The sequence below is a fragment of the Lysobacter humi (ex Lee et al. 2017) genome (assembly GCF_054781815.1).
The window spans coordinates 493,130-517,084 of record NZ_BAAGTR010000009.1; the positions used below are offsets into that span (position 1 = coordinate 493,130).

19 protein-coding genes and 1 tRNA gene are annotated in these 23,955 nt (G+C 71.0%); 11 read left to right on the top strand and 9 right to left on the bottom strand.

The features are described from left to right. Positions 1 to 350: 350 nt before the first annotated feature. From ACYVJJ_RS09255 to ACYVJJ_RS09280, 6 genes are all read right to left on the bottom strand, one after another. On the bottom strand, positions 351 to 2,825 hold the full coding sequence (locus tag ACYVJJ_RS09255) for a S8 family serine peptidase (RefSeq protein ID WP_460832948.1): 2,475 nt from the start codon (positions 2,823 to 2,825) through the stop codon (positions 351 to 353). Positions 2,826 to 2,961: 136 nt separating this feature from the next. After that, complete coding sequence (locus tag ACYVJJ_RS09260; protein ID WP_460832949.1) at positions 2,962 to 3,606, bottom strand: response regulator; 645 nt, start codon at positions 3,604 to 3,606, stop codon at positions 2,962 to 2,964. Positions 3,607 to 3,649: 43 nt separating this feature from the next. Next, a complete protein-coding gene (locus ACYVJJ_RS09265; RefSeq protein WP_460832951.1) occupies positions 3,650 to 4,342 on the bottom strand; it encodes a sensor histidine kinase in 693 nt (230 codons plus the stop codon). Next, positions 4,339 to 7,635, bottom strand: a complete 3,297-nt coding sequence (locus tag ACYVJJ_RS09270) for a protein kinase domain-containing protein (protein ID WP_460832952.1) — start codon at positions 7,633 to 7,635, stop codon at positions 4,339 to 4,341. The genes ACYVJJ_RS09265 and ACYVJJ_RS09270 overlap by 4 nt, the downstream gene beginning before the upstream one ends. Then, entirely contained in the window at positions 7,632 to 8,546 is a 915-nt protein-coding gene (locus tag ACYVJJ_RS09275) for a GAF domain-containing protein (RefSeq protein WP_460832954.1), read from the bottom strand. Before ACYVJJ_RS09275 ends, ACYVJJ_RS09270 begins: the two co-directional genes overlap by 4 nt. A 51-nt stretch (positions 8,547 to 8,597) precedes the next feature. Further along, positions 8,598 to 9,425, bottom strand: coding sequence for a DUF6689 family protein (locus tag ACYVJJ_RS09280; protein ID WP_460832956.1), 828 nt, complete (start codon positions 9,423 to 9,425; stop codon positions 8,598 to 8,600). A 258-nt stretch (positions 9,426 to 9,683) separates the two neighbouring features. Between ACYVJJ_RS09280 and ACYVJJ_RS09285 the strand changes: the two genes are divergently transcribed. Further along, a complete protein-coding gene (locus ACYVJJ_RS09285; RefSeq protein WP_460832958.1) occupies positions 9,684 to 12,191 on the top strand; it encodes a S8 family peptidase in 2,508 nt (835 codons plus the stop codon). A gap of 91 nt (positions 12,192 to 12,282) precedes the next feature. Here ACYVJJ_RS09285 and ACYVJJ_RS09290 read toward each other — a convergent pair whose 3' ends face one another. Next, positions 12,283 to 12,705, bottom strand: coding sequence for a DUF6491 family protein (locus ACYVJJ_RS09290; protein WP_460832960.1), 423 nt, complete (start codon positions 12,703 to 12,705; stop codon positions 12,283 to 12,285). A 151-nt stretch (positions 12,706 to 12,856) separates the two neighbouring features. Between ACYVJJ_RS09290 and ACYVJJ_RS09295 the strand changes: the two genes are divergently transcribed. From ACYVJJ_RS09295 to ACYVJJ_RS09310, 4 genes are all read left to right on the top strand, one after another. Then, positions 12,857 to 12,932, top strand: a tRNA-Phe gene (locus ACYVJJ_RS09295). Between the two features lie 137 nt (positions 12,933 to 13,069). Further along, on the top strand, positions 13,070 to 13,960 hold the full coding sequence (locus tag ACYVJJ_RS09300) for an MBL fold metallo-hydrolase (protein WP_460832962.1): 891 nt from the start codon (positions 13,070 to 13,072) through the stop codon (positions 13,958 to 13,960). After that, the gene (locus ACYVJJ_RS09305; RefSeq protein ID WP_460832964.1) at positions 13,957 to 14,670 is read left to right on the top strand and encodes a TMEM43 family protein; all 714 of its coding nucleotides are present in this window, start codon (positions 13,957 to 13,959) and stop codon (positions 14,668 to 14,670) included. Before ACYVJJ_RS09300 ends, ACYVJJ_RS09305 begins: the two co-directional genes overlap by 4 nt. Then, entirely contained in the window at positions 14,670 to 15,074 is a 405-nt protein-coding gene (locus tag ACYVJJ_RS09310; protein ID WP_460832966.1) for an MAPEG family protein, read from the top strand. Before ACYVJJ_RS09305 ends, ACYVJJ_RS09310 begins: the two co-directional genes overlap by 1 nt. Before the next feature lie 39 nt (positions 15,075 to 15,113). Here ACYVJJ_RS09310 and ACYVJJ_RS09315 read toward each other — a convergent pair whose 3' ends face one another. Then, positions 15,114 to 16,610, bottom strand: coding sequence for an aminotransferase class III-fold pyridoxal phosphate-dependent enzyme (locus tag ACYVJJ_RS09315; protein ID WP_460832967.1), 1,497 nt, complete (start codon positions 16,608 to 16,610; stop codon positions 15,114 to 15,116). Positions 16,611 to 16,728: 118 nt separating this feature from the next. On the opposite strand from ACYVJJ_RS09315, the gene ACYVJJ_RS09320 reads away from it, so the two are divergent. The 6 genes from ACYVJJ_RS09320 to secF all read left to right on the top strand — a co-directional run bounded on the left by ACYVJJ_RS09320 (position 16,729) and on the right by secF (position 22,729). Then, a complete protein-coding gene (locus ACYVJJ_RS09320) occupies positions 16,729 to 17,160 on the top strand; it encodes an Lrp/AsnC family transcriptional regulator (protein WP_460832969.1) in 432 nt (143 codons plus the stop codon). 43 nt (positions 17,161 to 17,203) lie between these two features. Then, the gene (gene queA, locus ACYVJJ_RS09325) at positions 17,204 to 18,253 is read left to right on the top strand and encodes a tRNA preQ1(34) S-adenosylmethionine ribosyltransferase-isomerase QueA (RefSeq protein WP_460832970.1); all 1,050 of its coding nucleotides are present in this window, start codon (positions 17,204 to 17,206) and stop codon (positions 18,251 to 18,253) included. 35 nt (positions 18,254 to 18,288) lie between these two features. Then, entirely contained in the window at positions 18,289 to 19,425 is a 1,137-nt protein-coding gene (tgt, locus tag ACYVJJ_RS09330; RefSeq protein ID WP_460832972.1) for a tRNA guanosine(34) transglycosylase Tgt, read from the top strand. Positions 19,426 to 19,493: 68 nt separating this feature from the next. Continuing rightward, positions 19,494 to 19,835 carry a preprotein translocase subunit YajC gene (gene yajC / locus ACYVJJ_RS09335; protein ID WP_460832973.1) on the top strand — a complete coding sequence of 114 codons (342 nt, stop codon included), beginning with the start codon at positions 19,494 to 19,496 and terminating at the stop codon, positions 19,833 to 19,835. 49 nt (positions 19,836 to 19,884) lie between these two features. Beyond that, complete coding sequence (gene secD / locus ACYVJJ_RS09340; RefSeq protein WP_460832975.1) at positions 19,885 to 21,735, top strand: protein translocase subunit SecD; 1,851 nt, start codon at positions 19,885 to 19,887, stop codon at positions 21,733 to 21,735. A gap of 49 nt (positions 21,736 to 21,784) precedes the next feature. Continuing rightward, positions 21,785 to 22,729: a protein translocase subunit SecF gene (gene secF, locus ACYVJJ_RS09345; protein WP_460832977.1), complete on the top strand. Its 945-nt coding sequence runs from the start codon at positions 21,785 to 21,787 to the stop codon at positions 22,727 to 22,729. A gap of 354 nt (positions 22,730 to 23,083) precedes the next feature. Here secF and ACYVJJ_RS09350 read toward each other — a convergent pair whose 3' ends face one another. Continuing rightward, positions 23,084 to 23,911, bottom strand: a complete 828-nt coding sequence (locus ACYVJJ_RS09350) for an inositol monophosphatase family protein (RefSeq protein ID WP_460832978.1) — start codon at positions 23,909 to 23,911, stop codon at positions 23,084 to 23,086. Positions 23,912 to 23,955: the final 44 nt, after the last annotated feature.

A 23,955-nucleotide genomic window follows, 5' to 3' on the forward strand; every position in this document is an offset into this window, starting at 1 on the left:
TCCGGACGGCGGCTGCATCGGCCAATGCAGCCGCCGTTTTCGTTTGTGGTTCGCGCGCGTGTCGTCTGCAGGCGCAGATCGGATGACTCGGTGTAACCGGGTGCGAAGAAGAAGGGTGGCTTGTACGCGGGCGAGCCATCGACGCTGCCGACGCACGAAGCGCCGCGGGTCGGAGGCGCGGCGCCCCGGTGGTCACCCGCCCTAGTCGGGACATAGTGAGCGGTTCGACGGCGGCCGCGCTGCAGACCGGCGCTAACGGGTCTGTGACGCGAGCAGCCCGCACCGACGCGCCCGCAAAAAAAAAGAAGCCCGCCTTGCGGCGGGCTTCCCGGCTCCAGTACAGGGGAGGACTAGAGGCCGTAGGCGTTGTAGAGGCGGCTCGCCGCGGCTGCATAGGCACCGCGGGTTACCGTCTGCGACGGATCGAAGTAGGCCTGGATCGTCGGCTGCAGGTCGAACGGCCCCTGCGTGACAGCGAAGCGCGCGTTGATCAGACCGAGGTCCAGCGCGTACTGCACATAGCCGCGCAGGCTCGCGGGGATCGCCGCCGCATCCGCGACCACGATGCGCTTGCCGTCGTAGAGCGCGGTCACGTCGCCGGTGAACGACGAGGCTTCCGCCTGCAGGCCCAGGCTCTGCACGAGCGAGTAGGCGAGCGAGACGCGCGTGACCGCGTCGTTCGGCCGGAACGTGGTCCCCAAGCGGCCCATGACGCCGGACTGCCGATGCGAGAGGTCGCGCTGCGCCGCGCCATTGGCCGTCACCGCTTCCGCCGCCGCCGCGACCGGATGCGCCGTGCCGAGGTCCGTGAGCGTCGAACCGCCGCCGACCGGCTTGTACTGCCGCACGCCGGCGCCCATCGTCAGGAAGTCGGCGAGCTGGCCGCGGGTGAGTATCGCGTCCGGCTGGAAGCGCCCGTCCGCACCGCTGTCGACGAGGCGGCGCGAGACGCCGAACTCGATGAAGCCGCGCGCCGGGTGGCCCGCCACGTCGTTGAGGCCGGTGTAGCCGTCGGTGCGGAGCTGCTTGACGTTGACCGTTACCGTGCCCGGCACGCCGTAGCCGTTGGTCACGCCCGCCGGATCGAGGTTGTTGCCGGAGACCGAGCCGACGCCGCGCACCGTGAGCGTCCACGTGCCCGGCACGCCCGGCGCGGACACCGCGATGTTCTGGCCCAGCACCGGCAACGCGATCGACGAGCCATAGCGCTTGCCGTTCGGGTCGGTGAGCGAGATCGCGACGGTGTTCTCGCCGACATTCGCGCGCGCGGCGACGAGCGAGATGCCCTCGGCGACGTTGAACTGCACCGACTCGGTCGGGCCGACCGGGCTGAAGTCGATGTCGTAGTCCTGGCTGCCGGCGGTGGACACCAGTGCATTGGCATGGAACGTGCGGGTCGCGTTCACCGTGCTGCCGAACGTGCCCTTGCCCAGCACGCTCTGCACCGCCGCGTACGCATTGACGTAGCCCGCGCCGACTTCCCATGACTCGTGGCCGGGGATGTTGGTGGCCGTCTCCTGCAGCACGCGCTTCACGTCGCGCCAGTCCATTCCGGGGTTGGCCTCGAGCATCAGCGCGACGACGCCGGAGACGTGCGGCGCGGCCATCGAGGTGCCCGACATGATGGTGTAGTAGGGCGCGAGGCCGGTGCCGAGCGCCGCGGCGTCCGCGTCGATCGACGTCTTGTCGAGCGCGCCGAGCGAGGCGCGGGCCGAGGCGATGTCCACGCCGGGCGCGGTAACCGTCGGGCGGTCCTCCCACGTGTAGGTCACGCCGTCCACTTCGACCTGGCCGCCGCGGCCCTTCTCGCCACGTGAGGAGAACGTCGCCAGCCGGCCCTGCTTGTCGCCCGCCGCGACGGTGACCACCCACGGCGCCTTCTTGAAGTTACCGGTGATCGTGCCTTCGCCGGAGCCGGAGTTGCCGGCCGAGAACACCACCACCACGCCGCGGTCGGCGAGCTTCTTGGTCGCGACGTTGGTCGGATCGTCCGGATCGAACGCGGTGCCGGTGTCGCCGGTGTTGCCGAACGAGTTGGAGATGACGCGGATGTTGTACTGCGCCTGGTGCGTCAGCGCGTAGTCGAAGCCGCCGATCGTGTCGAGGATGAAGAGACCCGCGCCCGACCCGTAGCCGATGATGCCGGCGCCCGGCGCGACGCCTTCCATCGACGCGCCCGGCGAACGCGCGCCGTTGCCGCCGATGATGCCCGCCACATGCGTGCCGTGGCCGCCGCCGAGGTCGGTGTTCGCCACGCCCTCCTGGTAGGTGATCGGCAGCATCGAATCGAGCGAGTACAGGTTCGTCTGCGCGAGCACGTTCTGGCGCGTGTGCTCCGGGAAGGCGAGGTCGGCATGCGTGCCGTCCACGCCCGAGTCGTTGACCACCACGCTGAGCCCGCGGCCGGTGACCGGCAGGCCATTGATGCGCATCGCGCTGTCGGTGCGCAGGCGGTCGACACCCGTGAGCGCGGTGGCCTCCCGGTTCTCGAGCTGCAGGGGCGCATTGAGCCAGACCGAGCGCACCTCGGGCATCGCGAGCAGCGAGCGGATCTGCGCGGGCGTGGCGACCACGCCGGCGATCGGCAGCGAGCGCATGGTCACGCCCTTCAGGCCGAGTGCGGCGAGCTTGGCGCGCTGCGCGTCGGTCACCGGGGAGGTGCCGTTGAAGGTGACGATGACTTCGAGCGAATCCGTTGCGGCGAGCGTCGGCAGCACGGCTTCCAGCTGCCGGTCGAGGCGGCGTGCCTCGGCGATGAAGGGGGTGGCGATGATCGCGGCAGCGAGCAGGCTGGCGCGGATTCGGGAACGACGGAGCATCGACATGGCGTATGTCTCGGAAGGGGGATGATTCCGCCACCGAGCATCGTCTGCGCCGCCGTCGTGACCTATCCGGTCTGCACCCCAGGGGGCATCGGGGAAATCCCCCATTCGCCGGCGTCTTGTCGATGCCGCGTGAGGCTCAGTCGAGCAGGCCCTTGCGCAGCGCGTAGCGCACGAGCTCGGCGGTATTGCGCACGCCGACCTTGTCCAGCACGCGGGCCCGATGGTTCTCGGCCGTCTTCGCGCTGATGTCCAGCTTGCGCGCGATCTCCTTCGTCGTCAGGCCCTCGGCGATCAGGTGGAAGACCTCGCGCTCGCGCGTGGTGAGCCGCCCGTAGGGATCGTCGAGCGTGCGCTCGGGATGCTGGAGCTGCTGCGCGAGCGTGCGCGCCGCCTGCGGCCCGAAGTGCCCACGGCCGGCGTGCAGGTTGCGAACCGCGGCGAGAAGCTCGGCGGAGGCGCTGTCCTTGACGAGGTAACCCGACGCGCCCGCCCGCACGGCCTGCAGCACATACTCGTCCTCCTGGTGCATGGTCAGCACGAGCACGCGCGTGTCCGGCAGCGCCTCGCGCAGGCGACGCACGACCTCGATCCCGTTGAGGCGCGGCATCGAGAGGTCCGCGACGACGATGTCCGGCCGCACCGCGAGCGCCTTCTCGACGGTATCGATGCCGTCGGCCGCCTGGGCGACGACGACCACGTCGCCCTCCGCCTGCAGCAGGCCGACGAGGCTCTCGCGCACGAGGGTGTGGTCGTCGGCGATCAGGATGCGGATGGGCGGCATGGCCCCAACCCTGCGGGGCCGGGCGCGTCGGCGTCAAGCCGGCTCAGGCGGGGAGCGGCACCACCGCGCGCAGGCGCGTACCGCTGCCGGGCGAGGAGTGCACGTCGAGCGTGCCCTGGAACAGACGCAGCCGCTCGCGCATGCCCGACAGGCCGCTGCCGCCCGCGCGCTCGGCGGGATCGAAGCCGACGCCGTCGTCGACCACCTGCAACTGCAAGCGAGCGTCGCGCTCCACCACGCGCAGCAGCACGCTGCGCGCCCGCGCATGCTTGGCGATGTTGTTGAGCGCCTCCTGCGCGACGCGGAAGAGCAGCGTCTCGTACTCGCCGTCCAGCGCGGGCAGGGGCTCGACTTCGATCGCCACCGCGATCCCCGCCGACTCGCCGACGCTGCGGCCGAGCGAACGCAGTGCGGGCTCCAGGCCCAGGTCGTCGAGGATGGTCGGCCGCAGCAGGCGCGAGAGCTCGCGGGTGTCCTCGAGCGTGTGCGCGCAGAGATCGATCGCCGCATCGAGGCCCTCGCGGAGCGCGGGATCCACCGAGGGCGCGTCGCGCAGTTGCGCGAGGCGATGCTTGAGCGCGGTGAGGTTCTGGCCGACGCCGTCGTGCAGCTCGCGCGCGAGGCGGCGACGCTCGTCCTCCTGCACGCGCAGCACCGAACGGCCGAGGCGCCGGAACTCGCGTTCGTTGGCTTCCAGGCGCTGCAGGAGCGATTCGTAGCGATCGGTGGGGCTCATGGGGTCCGTCCCTGCTGGGCCACCGCCTGCGCGCGCAGCGGGGGCGGTATCGATGCCGCGAGCGCCTCAGCGGCCTCGCGTCTGGCGCGATCCGCATCGTCCGCGCCGAGGCGGTCGCCGGATGCGCGCAGCGCCTCCGCACCGGTGGCGTGGAGCCGCGCCGCCCCCGGCGGATGCGCGTCGCGCAGGAGCGCGCGGGCTTCGCGGTAATGCGCGACGGCCGCCGCTGTGTCGCCGCGCGCCATCGCTGCCGCGGTCGCGACCTCCAGCCACTCCAGCCGCAGCCCGGCATTTCCCAGCGCCGCGGTCGCGCGGTCGAGCGCGGCGGCGTCGGCGCTGCCGATGCGCGCGCGGAGCAGGTCCAGCTCGAGCTGCAGTACGCGCACGCCGGAAGCCTGCGCAAGGGGCGCTGCGGCTTGTACGGCGGCGCTGGCGGCGCGGCGATCACCGGCCGCGAGCGCGCGCTCGGCGGCGAGGCGACTCGCGATCGCGCGCTGCTCCGACGAGGCCTGTCCGAGGTCGCCGCGCAGCGCCGCGAGGGCCCGATCGGCCTGTTCCGCCGCGCCCGCGGCGAGCAGCGCCTGCGCCTCGAGCAGGCGCGCATCGATGCTGCCGCGCACGTCGTCGCGTTCGTCGAACAGCCGGCGCGCAGCCGCGGCCTCGCGCATCGCATCGCCGATGCGCCCGCGCATCAGCGCGAGCTCGGCGAGGTTGCGATGCGCGACCGCGGCCTCTTCCGGCATCTGCTGGGCGGTCGCCAGGCGCAGCGCTTCGTCCTGGCGGCGCCCCGCGTCGTCCCACCGCCCGCGCGCGGCATCCAGCAGCCCGAGGTTCTGCCCGGTCCGGATCGTTCCCGTGTGGTCGCCGAGGCTCCGGTACGTATCGGCCGCGCGCTGCCAGTACGTCTGCGCGTCGTCATAGGCGCCGAGCTGGTAGTGCGCGAAGCCGATGTTGTTGAGTGCCTGCGCGACACCATGCGGATCGGATGCGCGCTCCCAGCCCTGCAGCGCGAGGCGGAACGCCTCGAGCGACGCAGGATAGTCGCCGCGTTCCTCGGCCAGCAGGCCGCGCTCGTTGTCGAGCGCCGCGAGCCCCGGACGATCGCCGAGCTGCACGTGCAGCACGCGCGCCTGTTCGAGTGCCCGGGCCGCCTCGTCGAACGCGGCGCGCTGGCTCAGCACGTTCGCGAGGTTGCGCAGGCTGGTGGCGACGCCGCGCTGGTTGCCGACCTCCCGGCGGAGCGTCACCGCACGACGGAACTGCTCTTCGGCGTCGGCAGTCTGGCCGAGTCGCCCGTAACCGATGCCGAGTGCATTCACCGCCTCGGCCTCGCCGTAACGGTTGCGGCTGCGCTTGAAGAGCACGAGCGCGCGGACGAGGTGGTCTTCCACGGCGGGCCGCGCATTGCCCTTGAGGATGGAGAACTTGCCGAGTTCGAACCAGGCGCGCGCCTCTTGGGCGTCGCGCACGGTGAGCGCTTCCAGGGTCTTCACTGCCGCGGCGAAATCGCCGGACGCGCCCTGCGCGCGCGCGAGCTGCAGCTCGGCACGGGTGTCGGACGGCGCCGCCGCGAGCCGCTCGCGCCACAATCGGGTCGCAGTCGCGCCGTCGCCCTCGAGCAGGGCGCGCTCGGCCTGCACGATCCGTTGCAGGGGCGCCCCGCGCGCTGCCGCAGCACGCTGCGCGCGCTCGAGCGCCGACATCGCGGCCTCGCGCTCGCCGACCGCCTGCGCGACGTCGGCGAACACCAGCCAACCGGCAACGTCCGCGCTGTCGGTGGGCATCGACTGCCGCAAGGTGGCGAGCGCGGCGTCGTAGTGGCTGTCGCGCCGGGCGATCTCGGCAGCGCCGACCGTGGACAGCGTTGAGGCGTCGGGCAGCTCGACCCGCAGGGCGCCTCGGCTGCCGAGCATCACGCGCGTTGAGTCGCTTGCGAGCCATGCGGCGAGGGCGCGCGGCGCGTCGGCGGCCATGGGGCCGGCGATGGGCCGCGGTGCACCGTCGCCAGCCAGGTCGCCCAGGACCTGCCAGCCCCTGCCTGCGGGCTCGAGACGCAGGCGCAGCACGCGGCTCGCGGCGCCCGTGCGGCGCAGGTCGGCGGCGGCCGGGCTCGTCGCGGGCTCGAGCTGCCGCAGCGCCTGCAGCGTGCGGTCCGTGTCGACGAGCGCGAGTCCGCTCTCGTTCTGCAGCGCATGGCGAAGCTGCACGTCGAGCCCGATGCGCAGCGCATCGGGCAATCGAGCGGCCTCGAGCGGCGCGACGAGCAGGCGGTCGAGCGGTCGCGACGGCTCGGGTGCGACGACGGCCGTCGCGCTTTCCCGCATGGCCGTCCACCACCAGCCCGCACCGCCGAGCGCCACCACGCCAAGCAACGCCGCGAGGACGGCAGGCCGGAGCAGTGCGCGTGGGCGGAAATCGCGCGGGAGCTCGCGGCGGTCGATCGCCTGCACGACGGCCGCGGCATCGGGCAGCCGATGCGACGGCTGCGGGCGGAGCAGGCGCTCGACCAGGCGCGCGACCCATCCGGGCACGTCGCGACGCAGTTCCGTGAGCAGCGGCGGCGAGCGCACGAGGCGCTGCGCGAGCGCCTCGGCGGCGGTCGCCGCGGGAAACGCGCGCTCGCCGGTGAGCATCTCGTGCAGGATCAGGCCGAGGGCGTAGAGGTCGCTGCGCGGCCCCACCGGGTCGCCGCGTGCCTGCTCCGGCGAAAGATAGTCCGGCGTGCCGACGATGCCTGACGTCGCCGTGCGCGTGCTGCCCGCGAGCGACCGCGCCACGCCGAAGTCGGTGATGTAGGCCGCGCCCGAGCCGTCGATGAGCACGTTCGCCGGCTTCAGGTCGCGATGGACCACGCCACGCGCGTGCGCGGCCTGCAGCCCGAGCGCGACCTGCCGGGCGATCGCGAGTGCGTCGTCGACCTCGAGCGGTCCACGGTCCAGGCGGTGGTCGAGCGGCTCGCCCTCGATCAGATCCATGCTGATCAGCCAGCGCGCTTCGGCGCCGGGGAATTCATGCCGCGCGATGTCGTGGATGCGCACCACGTGCGGGCTCGAGACCTGCCGCGCGAGCAGGAGCTCCTGTCGAAAGCGCTCGAAGGCGTCGGCGCGCAGGGCGAGCTCCGGTCGCAGCAGCTTGACCGCGACGGGGATGTCGAGCGCCGTGTCGAGGGCCCGGTAGACCACGCCCATGCCACCCACGCCGACCAGGCTCTCGATGCGAAAACGCCCGGCGAGCATCGTGCCGGGCGCCAGGTCCATCTGGGCGTAGAGGCCGGTCGACGTGGCGTCGGTCATCGCGTGACGCCGGATCCCGTGAACAGCGTCGGCCAGTCGTCCTCGCTGGGTGGCGGCGGGCCACCCGGCTCGGGATCGCCGCGCTCGGCCGCGATCCACAGCGCACAGCGCTCGGCGAAGGCCTGCAGCAGCTCGAGGTCGAGGTCGGTGAGCGGCGCGCCCGGCTCGCGGCGGTCGGCGTAGATCACGCCGAGCGGCCGCTCCTCGTCGAACAGCGGCAGGGCGACCAGCGTCCGCAGCCGGCTCTGGATCACCGACTCGCGACGCGCGAGCCAGGCCTCCTGGCCGATGTCGTTGAGCACGACCGGCCGGCGCGTGTTGAGCGCCCGCGCGACCGCACCGTGGCTCCCCGAGAATCCGTCGCGCACCGGCTGCTGAGGATCGAGCGACAGCGCCGCGGCCACGCGGTACCGGCCAGCTTCGACGACCAGCACGAAGCCCCGGCTGCATTGCGCGAGCTCGAGCACGGCGCGCAGGCTGTGCTCGAGCAGGGCATGGCTACGCGCCGGAGCGCCGCCGTCGGGTTGCGCCAGCGCATCGATCCGCGCGGTGAGGGCGGTCGCCTGGGTGCGCCGCTCGCGCCAGCGCCGGGCCTGCGCCTCGGCGGCCTGCGCGTCGAGCGTGCTGAACTCGCAATGCACGTCGCCCAGACGCAGCCAGCAGTTCTGCGGCAGTGGCGCGCCGGTGACCCGGGCGCCGTCGACGAAGCTGCCGTTCTTGCTTTCGAGGTCGACGAGGGTCCAGCCGCCGGCGGACAGCGGCTGGAGCTCGGCATGCCGGCGCGAGATCGATGCATGCGCGAGGCAGAGGTCGGCGTCTTCGGTGCGCCCGATGCGCAGACGCTCGCCCGGCGCGACGATTCGCGCGATCGCGGCCCCTTCCGGGACATAGGCGATGAGCCGTGCCTGCATCACGGCATAGTAGCGCGCGGCCGGCCGGCCGCGGCGCCATGGGACCGCGACTCAGTGCCCGAAGTTGCGCAGGTAGGCGATCGAGAACTTGGCCGTGTCGACGCCGGCCAGCAGCTCGCCCGCATGGTTCGCCGAGCCGCCGCCGGCGGTCCAGACGTCGGGGATCGTGGTGCCAGCGCGTGCGCTTACGCGCGCCGCGAGCGCGTCCAGCTGGGCGAGGGCATCGTCGTAGCGGGCGTCGGCCACGGCGTTCGCCGCTGCCGCGCGGTGGGCCTCGAGCGGGGCCGCCTCCGTCGCCGGAAGAAGCGCGATGCGGCTCTGGAGCCGCTGCAGCTTCTCGGTCACGACGTCGCCCGTGCGGCGCACGTCGGCCAGGATGAGGAACTGCGAGAACCCGCCCGTGGTGCCGCGGGCCCGGACGCTGCCCTGCGCGACCTGCGTGGTGATGTCGCGGAACGCACCACCGAGCGGCGCCTTGAACAACCGGTAGTTGGTGCCGTACGTGTAGACCAGCGCGTGCGTATGGATCTCGACCTTGACCAGGCGCTCGAAGGCCAGGCCACCCGCGGGCGGCTCGATGGTGAGGAGCAACGGGAAGGACGGGTCGAGCGAGGCGAGCGCGCCGGGAAGGCGGGCGAGCAGAGCGGGGTCGGTCAGGGACACGAGCTGCGCGCTGACGCCGAGGTTCGCCGCGTTGAGGCCGGTCGGCGAATCGAAGGTGAGCGTGACGTCGGCAAGCGGCGCATCCAGGGCGCCGACGTCGATCCGGGCCACGTTGCCGGCCACCGTCACGTTCACCGGCAGTGACTGGGCGAGGGCGAGCGGAGCGGCGAGCAGCAGGACGGCTGCGGCGAACCAGCGGGTGAGCGCACGGGACATGGAGACTCCGGTCAGGCGTAAAGGCGCCGTGAATGCGGCGACGCTAGCGGGCACGACGTGAAGACGATGTTGGACGACCCCTCACCTCCGCCGGACGGCCGGGCGGGGCGCGGGAACGGTATACCGCGCTTTGGCTGTCCCGCGCATGAGTGTTTACCCCCGGATCGGATGGAGGGAACACCGGATGTGACCCGCGGCGCACAGATGGGACAACTGGAGCGTCGCCGGCCCTGGCGCATTTCCTCTGGAGCCTCCCCCATGTCCGCTGCCCCGCGTTCCCGCTCCCTCACCGTACGTATCTCCGCGCTCGCCGCCGGCCTGCTCGCCAGCGGCGTCGCCCTGGCCGACGCGCACCTCGATCCGCAGCTCGTCCAGAAGATGTCCGCGGCAGCCGCCGCGGACGAGCTGGCCGTCGTCGTCACGTACAAGCAGTCGGGGCCGGTCAATGCCGCCCAGCTCACCGCGCTCAAGGCGCTCGGCATCGAGCGCGGCCGCACGATGCGCACCCTGCCGATCGCCGGCGTCCTCGCGACCCCCGCCGAGATCCGCGCGCTCGCCCGGCGGGACGACGTCGTGTCGATCTTCTGGAACGCGCCGCTGCGCTACTTCAACAAGGAGCAGCGCGAGATGTCGGGCGCGGCCCGCGTCGTCGCCAATCCGGCCGACTTCCTGAAGGCGATCCCCTACAGCGGCCGCGGCATCGGCGTGATGGTGAACGACTCGGGCATCGACGCGACGCACGAGGACCTGAAGCTCGGCGAGCATGTCGTGCAGAACGTCCTGGCGCCGCAGAACGTCCTGGCCGAAGTCGCGCGCGAGGTGGTGCCCGGCATCGTGCCGATCACCTACATCGAAAACGTGCCGAACTCCGATCTCAGCTCCGGCCACGGCACGCACTGCGCCGGCAGCGTCGGCGGCACCGGCGAGCGTTCGAACGGCCTGTTCCGCGGCGCGGCGCCGGGTGCGTCGCTCGTGGGCTACGGCTCGGGCGCGGTGCTCTTCGTGCTCGACGCGGTCGGTGGCCTCGATTACGCGGCCACGAATCAGTTCTCGTTCCGCGACACCATCCGCGTCACCAGCAACTCCTGGGGCAGCAGCGGCAAGTTCGATCCGCGCGATCCCGTCAGCATCGCGAGCTACGAGCTCTACAAGCGCGGCATCGTGACCGTCTTCGCCGCCGGCAACGACGGCGCGGGCGAGGACACCCACAATCCGTATGCGCAGGCGCCCTGGGTGATCTCGGTGGGCGCAGGCGAGAAGGACGGCGTACTCACGAGCTTCTCCTCGCGCGGCAAGCGCGGCGAGAGCGGCACGTTCACCATGCCCGACGGCAAGACCTGGACGTACTACAACGAGCCGACGATCGTCGCGACCGGCGTCGACATCATCTCGACCCGCGCGAACACCGGCCTGTTGCCGCCGCTCGCGGCGACGCAGGACGTCGGCCTCGCACCCGAGCACCTGCCGTTCTACACGTACTCCAGCGGCACCTCGATGGCGACGCCGCACGTGGCCGGCGTGGTCGCGCTGATGCTCGAGGCGAATCCGAACCTCACCCCCGCTCAGGTCAAGGACATCATCGTCCGCACGGCCACCAACATGACCGGGCGGCTGGCGTGGGAGGCCGGCGCCGGCCACCTCAATGCGTATGCTGCCGTCGCCGAGGCCTCGGGCGTGCGCAACGGCTGGGGCAGCACGGTCAACTCGCTGCGCACCTTCAATGCCAACGCGCTGCTCGCGCCGGGCGGCGCTCCGCAGCCGTTCGAGCTGTTCTTCGCGCCGGTCGGCACGCTGGAAGACCACGTCTTCACGGTCGACGAGGGTGTGAGCTGGGTCTCGGCGCGCGCCACGATCAGCGACAACACGGTCGCGATCTCGCTGATCGATCCGGACGGCAACCGCTACGGTTCCTCGATCGCGCTCCCGCAGCTCGGCGAGACGGTCGTCACCGGCGCGCCGGGCAAGGCCGGCACGTGGCGCGTGCAGGTACGCGGCATCGGCTCGGTCTCGGGCAACGACGTCGACCCGCTCAACGCGACAAACGGCTACGGCGCGCCGGGCACCATCCGCGGCGAGATCGCCATGCTCCGCAGTGGCGGCTACACCGGCATGGGCGACGTCGCCAACCACCCGGCCCGCAGCGCGATCGAGTTCGCGGTCGCCAACCGTCTGGTCGACGGCTATTCCGACAAGCAGTTCCGTCCCGATCAGGTGCTCAAGCGCATCGAACTCGCGCAGTACCTGCTGATGGGCCAGAACGTCCGCCAGCACCTGCCGTTCAACGGGCGCTCCAGCTTCAGCGACATGTCGCCGGGCACGGCGGGCTATACGTTCGCGGAGGCCGCGGTCGCCAACGGCGGCGCGCTGCGTGACCTCACCCAGTCGCAGAACGGCGTGATGGGCACGGTGAACGGCGCGTTCCGCCCGAACGACTCGGTCACCCGGGTCAGCCTGGCGTACTCGCTGGTGCAGAGCATGGCGTTGCAGAGCGAGGCGCAGGCCTTCGACGGGGCGCTCAGCGTGATGTACGACGGCAAGCGCGTGCCGATCGAGGATGCTTCGGCGATCCCCGCCAGCCTGCGCGGCTACGTGCAGCTGGCGCTCGATGCGGGCCTGATCAACGCGCGCTTCGCGGTGGTGCAGGGGCCGTTCGACCTGCAGCCGACGCTCAAGGCGTATTTCGACCCGAACAAGACCGTGACCCGTGCGGCATTCGCAGTCGCCGCCGGGCGTTACCTGACGGCGTACCAGGCGGCGCAGGACTGAGGTCCCGAGGCCTGACGTGCGACGCCCCGGGAATCGCTTCCCGGGGCGTCGTCGTTTCAGCGGCCGGCGAACCGCGGCAAGGCCTGGTCGCCTAGTCGCGCGGACGCTCCAGCTCCGCGATGCGTCGGGCTTCGCGATACGCCTTGACGTCGATCGGCCGGATCTCGTCGATGATGCACGGCACGCGGATGGTGTTGTGCCCCAGCGGCGTCACGCGGTCGAAGCCCGCGTGGACCTGGCCGGCGCTTTCGCTCAGCGCGATGCCGTGCGCGAAGTCGAGGTCCGGGCAACCGGGCACGCTCAGCAGATACGCCCGCCGCGGGGACGTCCATACCACGATCGAGTCGTCGGTGAGCGGCGTCCAGCTGTCGACGCGGCCGATCGCGCTGAAGCTGCGCACCGGCGCGCCGGCATGCGCGCGATAGAGTTCGAGCTGTTCCGCCCGGCGCGTGGCGGCACCGGTCGCGCAACCCGTGGCGAGTGCCGCGGTCAGAAGGAGGAGGACGGATCGCACGGCAGTGCTCCGGCAGGACGGATGAAACGCCATGATGCCGTCGCGAGCGGCCGATCCAAGGCCCTGCGACGCATCCGTTTACCGGCCATCCGGCTTGCCAAGGCGTGCACGACTCCGTAACATTCCGCCTCCCACGGCGCGCCGTGGCGATGGCCGGGTAGCTCAGTTGGTAGAGCAGGGGATTGAAAATCCCCGTGTCGGGGGTTCGATTCCCTCCCCGGCCACCATCGAATCGCGAGACCCCGCATGCCTGCATGCGGGGTCTTTTCGTTTCGCGCCCCGCGGATGGAGCGCATCGGTCCCTGTGGTTGACCCGCGCGGGCAGGAGCGCTGCAATGCGGTCTTCGGCGCCCGGGAGCGGCACATGAAACTCTGGTCGATCGCGGGCAACAGCCAGAAGCTCGACGGCGGCGCGATGTTCGGCAATGCGCCACGCGCGCTGTGGAGCCGATGGGCGGCGCCCGACGAGCACGGCCGCATCGACCTCGCCTGCCGTGCGCTGCTCGCGAGCCCACTGGCGGGCCGCACGGTGCTGTTCGAGGCCGGCATCGGCGCCTTCTTCGATCCGCGTCTGCGCGAGCGCTACGGCGTGGTCGAGGATCGCCACGTCCTGCTCGATTCACTCGCGCAGGTGGGCTTCCGGCCCGAGGACATCGACGTCGTCGTCCTCTCGCACCTGCACTTCGACCATGCCGGCGGGCTGCTGGCCGCCTGGCGCGAAGGCGACGCCCCGTCGCTCGTCTTCCCCAATGCCACGTACGTGGTCGGCCGCCGCCACTTCGAGCGGGCACGCGATCCCCATGACCGCGATCGCGCGAGCTTCATCCCCGCGCTCCCGGCGCTGCTCGAATCGACCGGCCGGTTGGAGCTGGTCGACGGCCCGCATTGCGAGGCGCTCGGCAGCACGGTGCGTTTCCATTTCAGCGACGGCCACACCCCGGGCCTGATGCTCGCCGAGATCGTCGGCGCGCCGGGCGCCGACGGGCAGCCCCATGGTGGCGTCGTCTTCTGCGCGGATCTGATTCCCGGACGCCCGTGGGTGCATGTGCCGATCACCATGGGCTACGACCGCAACGCCGAGCTGCTGATCGACGAGAAGCGGGCCTTTCTCGACGCGATGCTCGAGCGCGACGTGCACCTGTACTTCACCCATGATCCCGACTGCGCCCTCGCGCGTGTGGTCCGCACGCCCGAGGGCCGGTACGGCACCACCAACGAGGTCGCGGCGCTGCAGGCGCGCCCGCTCCACGCATGAGGGCGCTCGCCGCACCGTGGATCGCCGCGCTCCTGGCGGCCGCGCCATTGCACGCGCAACAGCCGCCGGAGGGTGAGCCCAAGGCGAGCGGCGTATTGACGGACACCGACTTCGGCGTGGAATCGTCGGCATTCGGACTCGAGCGCCGCGTCGAGATGTACCAGTGGCGGCGCGACGCGCGGGGCTATTCGCGCGTGTGGAACGCCGCGCCGATCGATTCGGCCGCGTTCGATGCCGCGCATCGCAATCCCGCGCGGCTGCCGATCCGCAATCGCCAGTGGTGGGTCGAGTCGATCAGCCTCGACGGCAAGCCGCTGCCGCTCGGCGTCGCGCGCCTGGTGGGCCAGTGGACGCCGATGCGCCCGGGTTTCTCGCGTCTTCCCGGCAGGATCGCCAAGCGTTACCAGCCCGAAGGCGACGGCCTCGGCAGCAGTTACAACCCGCTGCGACCCAAGATCGGCGACGTCCGCATCACGTGGCACGAGTTCGTGCTGCCGCCACTGGCCGGCAAGGTGGAACTGCGGGGTGGCGCCTGGGCGCTCAGTGCACGCGCTGCGGCGGCGCCTGCGCCGGTGCGTCCGGCCATCGACATCGCCGCGGCGACGCGCAGGCCGGTGGAGCTGCTCCGGCCGTGGTTCATCGCCGTTGCGGTCGGCTCGCTCGTCGGCCTGTGGTTCCTCGTCCGCGCCATCACCGGAGGCAAGGCCTGATGCCCGTCGTCACCCTGTTGATCGCAGGCCTGCACGGCCTGCTCCTGCTCGCACTGCTGTGGCCGATCGTGCGCGTGCGGCGCGGCCGCAAGATCGGACTCGGCGACGGCGGCGATCCCGAGCTGCTGCGGCGCATACGCGTGCATGCGAACTTCATCGAGAACGTGCCCTTCGCGCTGGTACTGCTGGCGCTGCTCGAACTCGGCGGCCTGGCGAAGGTGGCGGTCGCCGCGCTCGGACTCGTGCTGCTCGGCGCGCGGCTCGCGCACGCCGCGGGGCTCGGCGCCTCCGCCGGCTATTCGAAGGGCCGCTTCTGGGGCACGCTGCTGACGTGGATCGTCGTGCTCGTCGGCTCGCTGCTCGCGATCCTCTCCGCGGCGATCCACCTCGGCGGCAGCGCCTGAAACGACGAAGGCCGGGTCGCCCCGGCCTCCTTGTGTCGATCAGGCGGCGACCGCCTGCTCGATCCGGGGTCCTTCGAGCAGCGCGCGGCGCACCATGCCGACCACCAGGTCCAGCTCATCGCTGGTGATGGTGAACGTGGGCGTGAAGCGCAGCGAGTTGACGCCGCCGTGGATCACGCCGATGCCGCGCTCGCGCAGCCATTCCTCGGTGCTGCCCGCGCCGTAGCACTTGAACTCCGGCGCCAGCTCGCAGGAGAACAGCAGGCCCGTACCCTGCACCTTGGTGATGAGCCCGCCCAGCTCGCCGCGCAGCGCGTCCAGGCGTGCGACCGCCTCCGCGCCGCGTGCGCGGATGTTTTCCTGCACCTGCGGCGTGACCAGCTCCAGCACCGTGCAGGCGATGTCCAGCGCGCGCGGATTGGTGGTCATCGTGTTGCCGTACAGACCCTTGCGATAGAGGTCCGCGGCGCGACGCCCGACGGCAAGTACGGAGAGCGGGTACTGCCCGGCGTTGAGCGCCTTCGAATAGGTCTCCATGTCGGGCGCCTCGGCATCCTCGAAGCCCGGGTAGTCGACGATCGAGAGCGCGCCCGTCGCGCGCAGGCCGGCCTGGATCGAGTCCACGAGCAGCAGCGCGCCATGCACGCGGGTGAGCTCGCGAGCGGCGTCGTAGAAGGCGCGCGGCACGCTCCGGCCCGGATCGCCTTCGCCCATCACCGGCTCGAGGAACATCGCCTCGATGAACCAGCCGTTCGCGTCGGCGTCGGCGAATGCGCGGCGCAAGGCGTCAACGTCGTAAGGCTCGACCGTGATCACCGAGTCCTCGCCGCGGAAGCTCGCCAGGTGCTGCGCATAGGTCTTGCGCGAGGAATCCGAATACAGGGCAGGGCGCTCGGTGCGGCCGTGGAAGCTGCCCTTGACTACGAGGCGCTTGATCGTGCGGCCAGCGTGGCGCGCGCCGGGGTCCGTCATCAGCTTCGCGTTCGCATCCGCGATGCGCGCCGCGAGCGACACCGACTCGGAGCCGGAATTCAGGCAGAAGAAGCGATCGAACGGGCAGCCGCCGCGCGAGGTGCCGATCGCCGCGCGGATCGCGCGGTCGAAGCGCAGCTGAGCCAGCGAGGGCGTCATGATGTTGGCCATCACCTGCGGCTTGGCCATCGCATCCAGCACGGCCTGCGGCGCGTGGCCGAAGCCGAGCATGCCGTAGCCGCCGGAATCGTGGAGCACCGCGCCCTTGAGCGTGACGATCCACGGGCCGCGTGCAGCGAGGGCGACGTACGGATTCACCGCGTCGTCGGGATAGAAATTGACATAGCCGGCCTGCACGCGGCGCATCTGCTCGTCTTCGTCGAGGTCGAGCAGGTCGGCGATGTCGCCCTGCACGCGGGCGAACTCCGCGGCGGCCGCCTCGATCGCCTCGCGCAGCTCCGGATGCGAGTCGGCGAAACGCACGACCGTCGCATCGTCGAGCCCCTCGGTACGTCGGGTTCCGCGGCGGTCACGCAACGGGCGCAGGATGTCGAGCACGGTCATGGTTTCTCCCCCGGGAACATGGCAAGCGGCCATTGTCCGGCAAGCTGTCGTCGGTTGGTAGCGCGATTTCGACGAAAAAATGCCATAATTCGTCAATTCGACGAACCCCTGCGGCGATATGCCCAGTAATGAGTCCGACGAGGCGCTCCTGAGCGTCCTTCGCGAGAACGCGCGGGCGTCCACCGCCCAGATCGCCCGCCGGCTCGGGCTGTCGCGCACGACGGTGCAGAGCCGCATCGATCGGCTCGAGCGCGACGGCGTGATCGCCGGCTACACCGTGCGCGTGGCCGACGGGGTCGAGCGCGGGTACATCCGCGCGCACATCATGATCACCGTGCTTCCGCGCCACATGGCGGCCGTCTCGGAGGCGCTGCGCGCGCTGCCGGAGGTGCGGGCACTGCACTCGGTGAGCGGGCCGTTCGACCTGATGGCCCTCGGGGTCGTGCCCAGCGTCGAGGCGATGGACGCGCTGACCGACCGGATCGGCGCGATCGACGGGGTCGAGCGGACCACCTCGGCGATCATCCTGTCGGCGAAGTTCGAACGCTGACGGGCGCACGTAAACTCTCCGCCCCCGAACGTCCCGCGAATCCGTGAAGAAGTCTGACTTCGACTATGACCTGCCGCCCGAGCTGATCGCGCAGGCGCCCTTGCCCGAGCGCAGCGCGAGCCGGCTGCTCGTGGTGCGCGACGCCGCATCCGGTGGCCTCGAGGATCGGGTCTTCCGCGACCTGCCGTCGCTGCTGCGGGCTGGCGACCTGCTGGTCTTCAACGACACGCGCGTGATCCCGGCGCGGCTCTTCGGCCGCAAGGCGACGGGCGGGCGCGTCGAGATCATGATCGAGCGGCTGCTCGGCGGGAATCGCGCCCGGGCGCAGCTCGGCGTGAGCAAGACCCCGAAGGAGGGGGCGCTCATCGAGCTCGACGCGGGCGGCACGGCGCGGGTCCTCGGCCGGGACGACGCCTTCTTCGAGCTCGATTTCGACGTGCCGGAGCCGCTCGAGTCCTGGCTGCTGCACGCGGGGCGCCTGCCGCTGCCGCCCTATATCCAGCGCGAGCCCGGCGCGGACGATGCGGAGCGCTACCAGACCGTCTTCGCGCGCGAGGCCGGTGCGGTCGCGGCACCCACCGCGGGGCTGCATTTCGACGAGCCGCTGCTCGAGCGCCTGCGTGCCATGGGGGTCGAGTTCGGCCACGTGACCCTGCACGTGGGCGCCGGCACGTTCCAGCCCATGCGCGAGGACGACGTCAGCCGCCACGTGATGCACAGCGAGTGGATCAACGTGGGCGCGGCGCTGGTCGAGCAGGTCCGTCGCACGCGCGAGGCGGGCGGGCGCGTCATCGCGGTCGGCACGACCGTCGTGCGCGCTTTGGAGAGCGCCACGCGCCGCGATGCGGACGGCCGCGTCGACCTGCTGCCGTTCGCAGGCGAGACACGGCTCTTCATCCTGCCCGGCTATCGCATCACGACGGTCGATGCGCTCATCACCAATTTCCACCTGCCCCAGAGCACGCTGTTGATGCTGGTCTCGGCGTTCGCGGGCAAGGAGCGCGTCTTCGAGGCCTACCGACACGCCGTCGACGCGCGCTACCGGTTCTTCTCCTACGGCGACGCGATGCTGCTGCACGCGGCGGCCGACTGAGCGGCACGGCCGCCGTCCATAGAACGAGTGACCCCATGAGCCGCATGTCCTTCCAGCTCCTCGGCACCGACGGCGTCGCACGCCGCGGGCGGCTGACCTTCCCGCGCGGCACGGTCGAGACGCCGGCGTTCATGCCGGTGGGCACCTATGGCTCGGTCAAGGGCGTCACCCCGCGGCAGGTCCGCGAGCTGGGCGCCGAGATCATCCTCGGCAACACGTTCCACCTCTACCTGCGCCCCGGGCTCGACGTCATCGGCGACCACGGCGGACTGCATGGCTTTACCCGCTGGAGCGGGCCGATCCTCACCGATTCCGGCGGATTCCAGGTCTTCTCGCTCGCCCACCGCCGCAAGATCACCGAGGAGGGCGTCACGTTCGCCTCGCCGACCGACGGCGCGAAGGTCTTCCTCGGCCCCGAGGAGAGCATGCGCATCCAGAAGGTGCTCGACTCGGACATCGTGATGATCTTCGACGAGTGCCCACCGGTCGAGATCGACGGCAAGCCGGTGCATCCGCAGGTGGTGCGCAAGTCCATGGAGCTCTCGCTTCGCTGGGCCGAGCGCAGCAAGCGCGCGCACGAGGGCAACGACGCCGCGCTGTTCGGCATCGTCCAGGGCGGCGTCCACCATGACCTGCGCACGCGCTCGGCCGACGGCCTCAAGGCGATCGGCTTCGACGGCTACGCGATCGGCGGCCTCGCCGTGGGCGAGACCGAGGCCGAGCGCAACGCCATGCTCGAGCACACCGCGCCGCAGCTGCCGGAGGACCGGCCGCGCTACCTCATGGGCGTCGGCCGGCCGGAGGACCTCGTCGAGGCCGTCGCCCGTGGCGTCGACATGTTCGACTGCGTGATGCCGACGCGGAATGCGCGCAACGGGCACTACTTCACGTCGACCGGTACCGTCCGCGTGCGCAACGCCAGGTACGAGCGCGACCTGCGGCCCATCGAGGAGGGCTGCGACTGCTACGCCTGCGCCAACGGCTACACGCGCAGCTACCTCCGCCACCTGGACCGCTGCAACGAGATGCTCGGCCCGATGCTCGGCACGCTGCACAACCTGCGCTACTACCAGCGGCTCATGGCCGGCATGCGCGAGGCGATCGAAGCCGGGCGCTTCGCGGCTTTCCGCGACGCGTTCTACGCGGCGCGGCGGGCCGGCGCGGCCGACTGAACGGGCCCCGGGGCCGGACGGTCGCTGGCGCATGGCATAATCCGGAGTCGATTTCGCCGGATACCGCCATGTCGCTGCTCGACCTGCTCATCCCCGCCGCCCATGCCCAGACTGCGACCGCGCCGGGCCCGGGTGGCGGCATCCTGGGTTTCCTGCCGTTCCTCGTGCTGATCGGCGTCATGTACTTCCTGATGATCCGCCCGCAGATGAAGCGTGCGAAGGAACACAAGGGCATGCTCGACAAGCTCGCGCGGGGCGACGAGGTGCTCACCTCCGGCGGCATCGCCGGCACTGTCGCCGACATTGGCGAGAACTTCGTCACCGTCGAGGTCGCCGACGGCGTGCGCGTGCGCGTGCAGAAGGCCGCGATCGCGAACGTCCTGCCCAAGGGCACCTTGAAGGCGGCCTGAGCCGCCCCGAAACCGGTTTGAGACGCGGCGGGGAGCCGCTGGAATTTCGATGCTGACCTACGCGCGCTGGAAATACGCCGTCCTCCTGATCGTCCTCGTGCTCAGCGCGCTCTACGCGCTGCCGAACGTGTTCCAGAAGGATCCCTCCGTCCAAGTCACCGCGCCCAAGGGCGCGACCGTCGACGAGCCCCTGCGCGCGCGCACCGCATCGCTGCTGGCGGAGGCGGGGATCCGCCCGCGCTCGGTCGCGATCGAGGACGGCGAGGTGCTCGTGCGCCTCGACAGCACCGAGGCGCAGAACCGCGCGGCCAACGTGCTGCGCCCGCTCGAGGCGGATCGCTTCCAGGTCGCGCTGAGCCTGGCGCCGACCGCGCCCGCGTGGCTCGAATCCATCGGTGCGCAGGCGATGCCGCTCGGCCTCGACCTGCAGGGCGGCGTGCACTTCGTGCTGCAGGTGGACCAGAAGGCGGCGCTCGACCAGCGCGTCGAGAACTTCGTCGAGGACATCCGCGTGATGCTCCGCGACGCCGGCGTCCGCGCCACGTCGGTCGGCCGCACCGGACCCGCTTCGCTGCGCATCGCATTGGCGCAGCCGGGCGACGCCGACAAGGCGATCGAGCTCCTCCAGAAGTCGTATCCGGTGTTCCGCTCGGAGGTCAACGGTGGCGAGATCGCTCTCACGCTGCCGCCGGAGCAGTTGCAGCTGATCGCACGCGAGTCGATCGACCAGAACCTGGCGACGCTGCGCAATCGCGTCAACGCGCTCGGCGTCGCCGAGCCGGTGATCCAGCGCCAGGGCGCCGACCGCATCGTGGTCGAACTGCCCGGCCTGCAGGACACCGTGGAAGCCAAGCGCCGCATCGGGGCCACCGCCACGCTCGAATTCCGGGCCGTGGTCGGTGACGAGACCGAGGCCGCGACGGCGCTCGCCACGCAGTCCGTCCCGCCGGGCGCACGGGTCTACAAGGACGGGCAGGGCCGTCCGCTGCTGCTGTCCAAGCGGGTGCTCGTCTCGGGCGAGCAGCTCGTCAACGCGATTCCCGCGGTTGACCAGCGCAGCGGCCAGCCGAGCGTGAGCATCACGCTCAACAGCGCCGGCGGCCAGCGCATGCTCGACCACACGATCGACAACGTCGGCAAGCGCATGGCGACGGTCTATGTCGAGCAGGTGCCGGTCACCGAGATCGTGGGCGGCCGCGAGGTGCAGGGCACCCGTCGCGAGGAGCGCGTGATCAGCTCGCCGACGATCCAGGGCGTCTTCGGCAAGGACTTCCAGACCACCGGCCTCTCGGCCGACGAGGCGCGCGACCTCGCGCAGCAGCTCAAGTCCGGTGCGCTCGCGGCGCCGATGTTCTTCGTGGAGCAGCGCGTGATCGGGCCGAGCCTCGGCCGCGAGAACATCGAGCGCGGCCTGCGCGCCGTGATGTACTCGTTCGGCTTCGCGCTGGTCTTCTTCCTGCTCTACTACCGCGTCTTCGGCGTGATCACCTGCCTGGCGCTGCTGATCAACCTGCTCGCGCTGATCGCGGTGATGTCGATCGCGAACGCGACGCTCACGCTTCCGGGTCTCGCGGGCATCGCGCTGACGGTGGGCATGTCGGTGGACGCGAACGTGCTGATCAACGAGCGCATACGCGAGGAGCTGCGTGCGGGGCTTCCGCCCCAGACGGCGATCGCGACCGGCTACGAGAAGGCGGCCGGCACGATCGCGGACGCGAACCTCACGGCCATCCTCGCGGGCATCGCGCTGTTCGCCTTCGGTACCGGGCCGGTGAAGGGCTTCGCCGTCGCGCTCATCGTCGGCATCCTGACGTCGATGTACACCGCGGTGTCCGGCTCGCGCGCGATCGCCTCGCTGATCTACGGCGGGCGCCGCAAGCTGAAGTCGCTCGCGATCTGACCCCCCGGCGCCGGCTCCGGCCGGCGCCCGACCTCTTCCGGACGTCCCCATGAAGCCGTTCAACGTTTTCCCCTACGACAGCGCATTCAACTTCATGCGCCTGCGCTGGGTCTCGCTCGTCGTGCTCTCGCTGATCATGTTCGTCGCCATCGGCGCGATGGTCACGAAGGGCTTCAACCTCGCGCTCGACTTCCGCGGCGGCACGGGCATCGAGCTGCAGTTCGCCAAGCCCGTGGTGGTGGACCAGGTCCGCCAGCGCCTTGCCGGCGCCGGGTTCGAAGACGCGCAGGTGCAGGCGTTCGGCGCCAGCAACGAGCTGCTCGTCCGGCTGCCGCGCAAAGGCGCGAGCACGGGTGCGAGCAGCCTGACCGCCGACATCGCGAAGGCGGCATCCACGCCGGATAACCCGGCGCAGGTCCGCAGCAGCGCCGAGATCAGTGCGCAGGTCGGCGACGAGCTCTTCGAGAACGGCGCCTGGGCGCTCGTCTTCGTGGTGGTCGGCTTCCTGATCTACATCTCGTTCCGCTTCGAGTGGAAGTTCGCCGTTGCCGCGATCATCACCACGCTCCACGACGTGGTGGTGGTGCTGGGCTGGTTCGCGCTGACAGGGCACGAGTTCGACCTCACGGTGCTCGCCGGCGTGCTGTCGGTGATGGGCTACTCGATCAACGACACGATCGTGGTCTTCGACCGTGTGCGCGAGAATTTCCGCGGCATGCGCGCGGAGCCGGTGGCGGTGCTGAACGCATCGATCAACCAGACGCTTTCACGCACGGTGATCACGTCGTTCGTCGCGCTGCTCACGGTGGTCGCGCTCTACCTGTACGGCGGTGGCTCGCTGCGCGGCATGGCGGAGTCGCAGATCATCGGCATCGTGGTCGGCACCGTCTCGTCGATCTTCGTCGCCTGCCCGCTGCTGCTGTGGCTGGGCGCGAGCAAGCAGGACCTGATGCCGAAGGTCCGCGACGAGGAAGCACTCGCGCGTCGTCCCTGAGCGCAGCCCTGCGCTGTATCCACGGGGCCGCGCGAAGCGGCCCCGTGCGTTTTGGGGACGTACTCGCGGGTGCGTGCGCCTCGTCGGGCGCTACGGCGGGATACGCAGGTGAAGCGCGCGGTTGATGGGCACTCCAGTGCCGCGCGGCCTGGAGCGGCGTGCCGCCGCGTGGGATCGTTCCTCAGAAGACCGGGCGGGCCTGATACCGGCACGGCGGCGGCATAGATGCGTTAGCCGGACACACGTCGCTGGCCGAGCATGAATGTCGCGGGCGCCGATCGGTGGCGCGCTCCGATTGCCGCAGACGCGCTCCCGCCGATTCCGTTCGCCGACCGGCCGAGGCCGCGCGATACCTCAGTCGAACGTCGCGGCGTAACCCGTGTCCACGATCCGCTTCTGCAGCTCGTCCGTCACCTTCAGGTTGCCGGCGACGAGCGGACGGCCGACGAGGCCGCGATTGTCCATCGGGCCCATCGGGCGGCCGCGGAAGTCGACGACCTTGCCGCCGGCCTCGCGCACGAGGAGCACGCCGGCTGCGATGTCCCACGGCTTCAGGCCCGCCTCGAAATAGGCGTCGGCGCGACCGGCCGCGACGTAGGCGAGGTCGAGCGCGGCGGAGCCGGTGCGGCGGATGTCCTCGGCGGTGCCGAGCAGCGAATCGACCGTCTTGAGCTGCGCGCTCGCGCGCTCGCGCTCGCGGGGCGGGAAGCCGGTGATCAGCATCGCGCCGGACAGGTCGCGGCGGTCGGCGACGCGGATGCGCTTGTCGTTGAGCACGGCGCCCGCGCCCCGCGTGGCGTGGAAGATCTCGTTGCGAAGCGGATCGAAGACCAGGCCGTTGATCGGCTCGCCGTTCTCGCAAAGGGCGATCGATACGCAGAAATGCGGGATGCCGCGCAGGTAGTTGCTGGTGCCGTCGAGTGGATCGATCACCCACGTGTAGCGCGAACGCGCGCCGGTGTTGAGGGGGCCGCTCTCCTCGCCGAGGATGGCGTAGTCGGGCGTGGCGCGGCGGAATTCCTTGATGATCTCCTTCTCGGCCAGTCCGTCGACCTCGCTCGCGAAGTCCATGCGGTCCTTCTCGACGACGTTCAGCGCGTCGAGCTTGTGCATGTGGCGGAGGAGGACGTTGCCGGCGGCGCGCGCGGCCTTGATCATCAAGGTGATGGCGGGTTTCTGCATGGTGTGATCCGGCGCGCGGCCTTTGAAAAGAGCGATCCGCCCTC

What these genes read in the sequence shown, in the direction of transcription:
- ACYVJJ_RS09265 (WP_460832951.1), bottom strand. Translation starts at nt 4,342, where the DNA reads ATGAGCCCCACCGATCGCTACGAATCGCTCCTGCAGCGCCTGGAAGCC.
- ACYVJJ_RS09300 (WP_460832962.1), top strand. Translation starts at nt 13,070, where the DNA reads ATGAAACTCTGGTCGATCGCGGGCAACAGCCAGAAGCTCGACGGCGGC.
- ACYVJJ_RS09255 (WP_460832948.1), bottom strand. Translation starts at nt 2,825, where the DNA reads ATGTCGATGCTCCGTCGTTCCCGAATCCGCGCCAGCCTGCTCGCTGCC.
- yajC (WP_460832973.1), top strand. Translation starts at nt 19,494, where the DNA reads ATGTCGCTGCTCGACCTGCTCATCCCCGCCGCCCATGCCCAGACTGCG.
- secD (WP_460832975.1), top strand. Translation starts at nt 19,885, where the DNA reads ATGCTGACCTACGCGCGCTGGAAATACGCCGTCCTCCTGATCGTCCTC.
- ACYVJJ_RS09315 (WP_460832967.1), bottom strand. Translation starts at nt 16,610, where the DNA reads ATGACCGTGCTCGACATCCTGCGCCCGTTGCGTGACCGCCGCGGAACC.
- ACYVJJ_RS09260 (WP_460832949.1), bottom strand. Translation starts at nt 3,606, where the DNA reads ATGCCGCCCATCCGCATCCTGATCGCCGACGACCACACCCTCGTGCGC.
- ACYVJJ_RS09285 (WP_460832958.1), top strand. Translation starts at nt 9,684, where the DNA reads ATGTCCGCTGCCCCGCGTTCCCGCTCCCTCACCGTACGTATCTCCGCG.
- ACYVJJ_RS09310 (WP_460832966.1), top strand. Translation starts at nt 14,670, where the DNA reads ATGCCCGTCGTCACCCTGTTGATCGCAGGCCTGCACGGCCTGCTCCTG.
- ACYVJJ_RS09270 (WP_460832952.1), bottom strand. Translation starts at nt 7,635, where the DNA reads ATGACCGACGCCACGTCGACCGGCCTCTACGCCCAGATGGACCTGGCG.
- ACYVJJ_RS09280 (WP_460832956.1), bottom strand. Translation starts at nt 9,425, where the DNA reads ATGTCCCGTGCGCTCACCCGCTGGTTCGCCGCAGCCGTCCTGCTGCTC.
- ACYVJJ_RS09350 (WP_460832978.1), bottom strand. Translation starts at nt 23,911, where the DNA reads ATGCAGAAACCCGCCATCACCTTGATGATCAAGGCCGCGCGCGCCGCC.
- ACYVJJ_RS09305 (WP_460832964.1), top strand. Translation starts at nt 13,957, where the DNA reads ATGAGGGCGCTCGCCGCACCGTGGATCGCCGCGCTCCTGGCGGCCGCG.
- ACYVJJ_RS09320 (WP_460832969.1), top strand. Translation starts at nt 16,729, where the DNA reads ATGCCCAGTAATGAGTCCGACGAGGCGCTCCTGAGCGTCCTTCGCGAG.
- secF (WP_460832977.1), top strand. Translation starts at nt 21,785, where the DNA reads ATGAAGCCGTTCAACGTTTTCCCCTACGACAGCGCATTCAACTTCATG.
- tgt (WP_460832972.1), top strand. Translation starts at nt 18,289, where the DNA reads ATGAGCCGCATGTCCTTCCAGCTCCTCGGCACCGACGGCGTCGCACGC.
- ACYVJJ_RS09275 (WP_460832954.1), bottom strand. Translation starts at nt 8,546, where the DNA reads ATGCAGGCACGGCTCATCGCCTATGTCCCGGAAGGGGCCGCGATCGCG.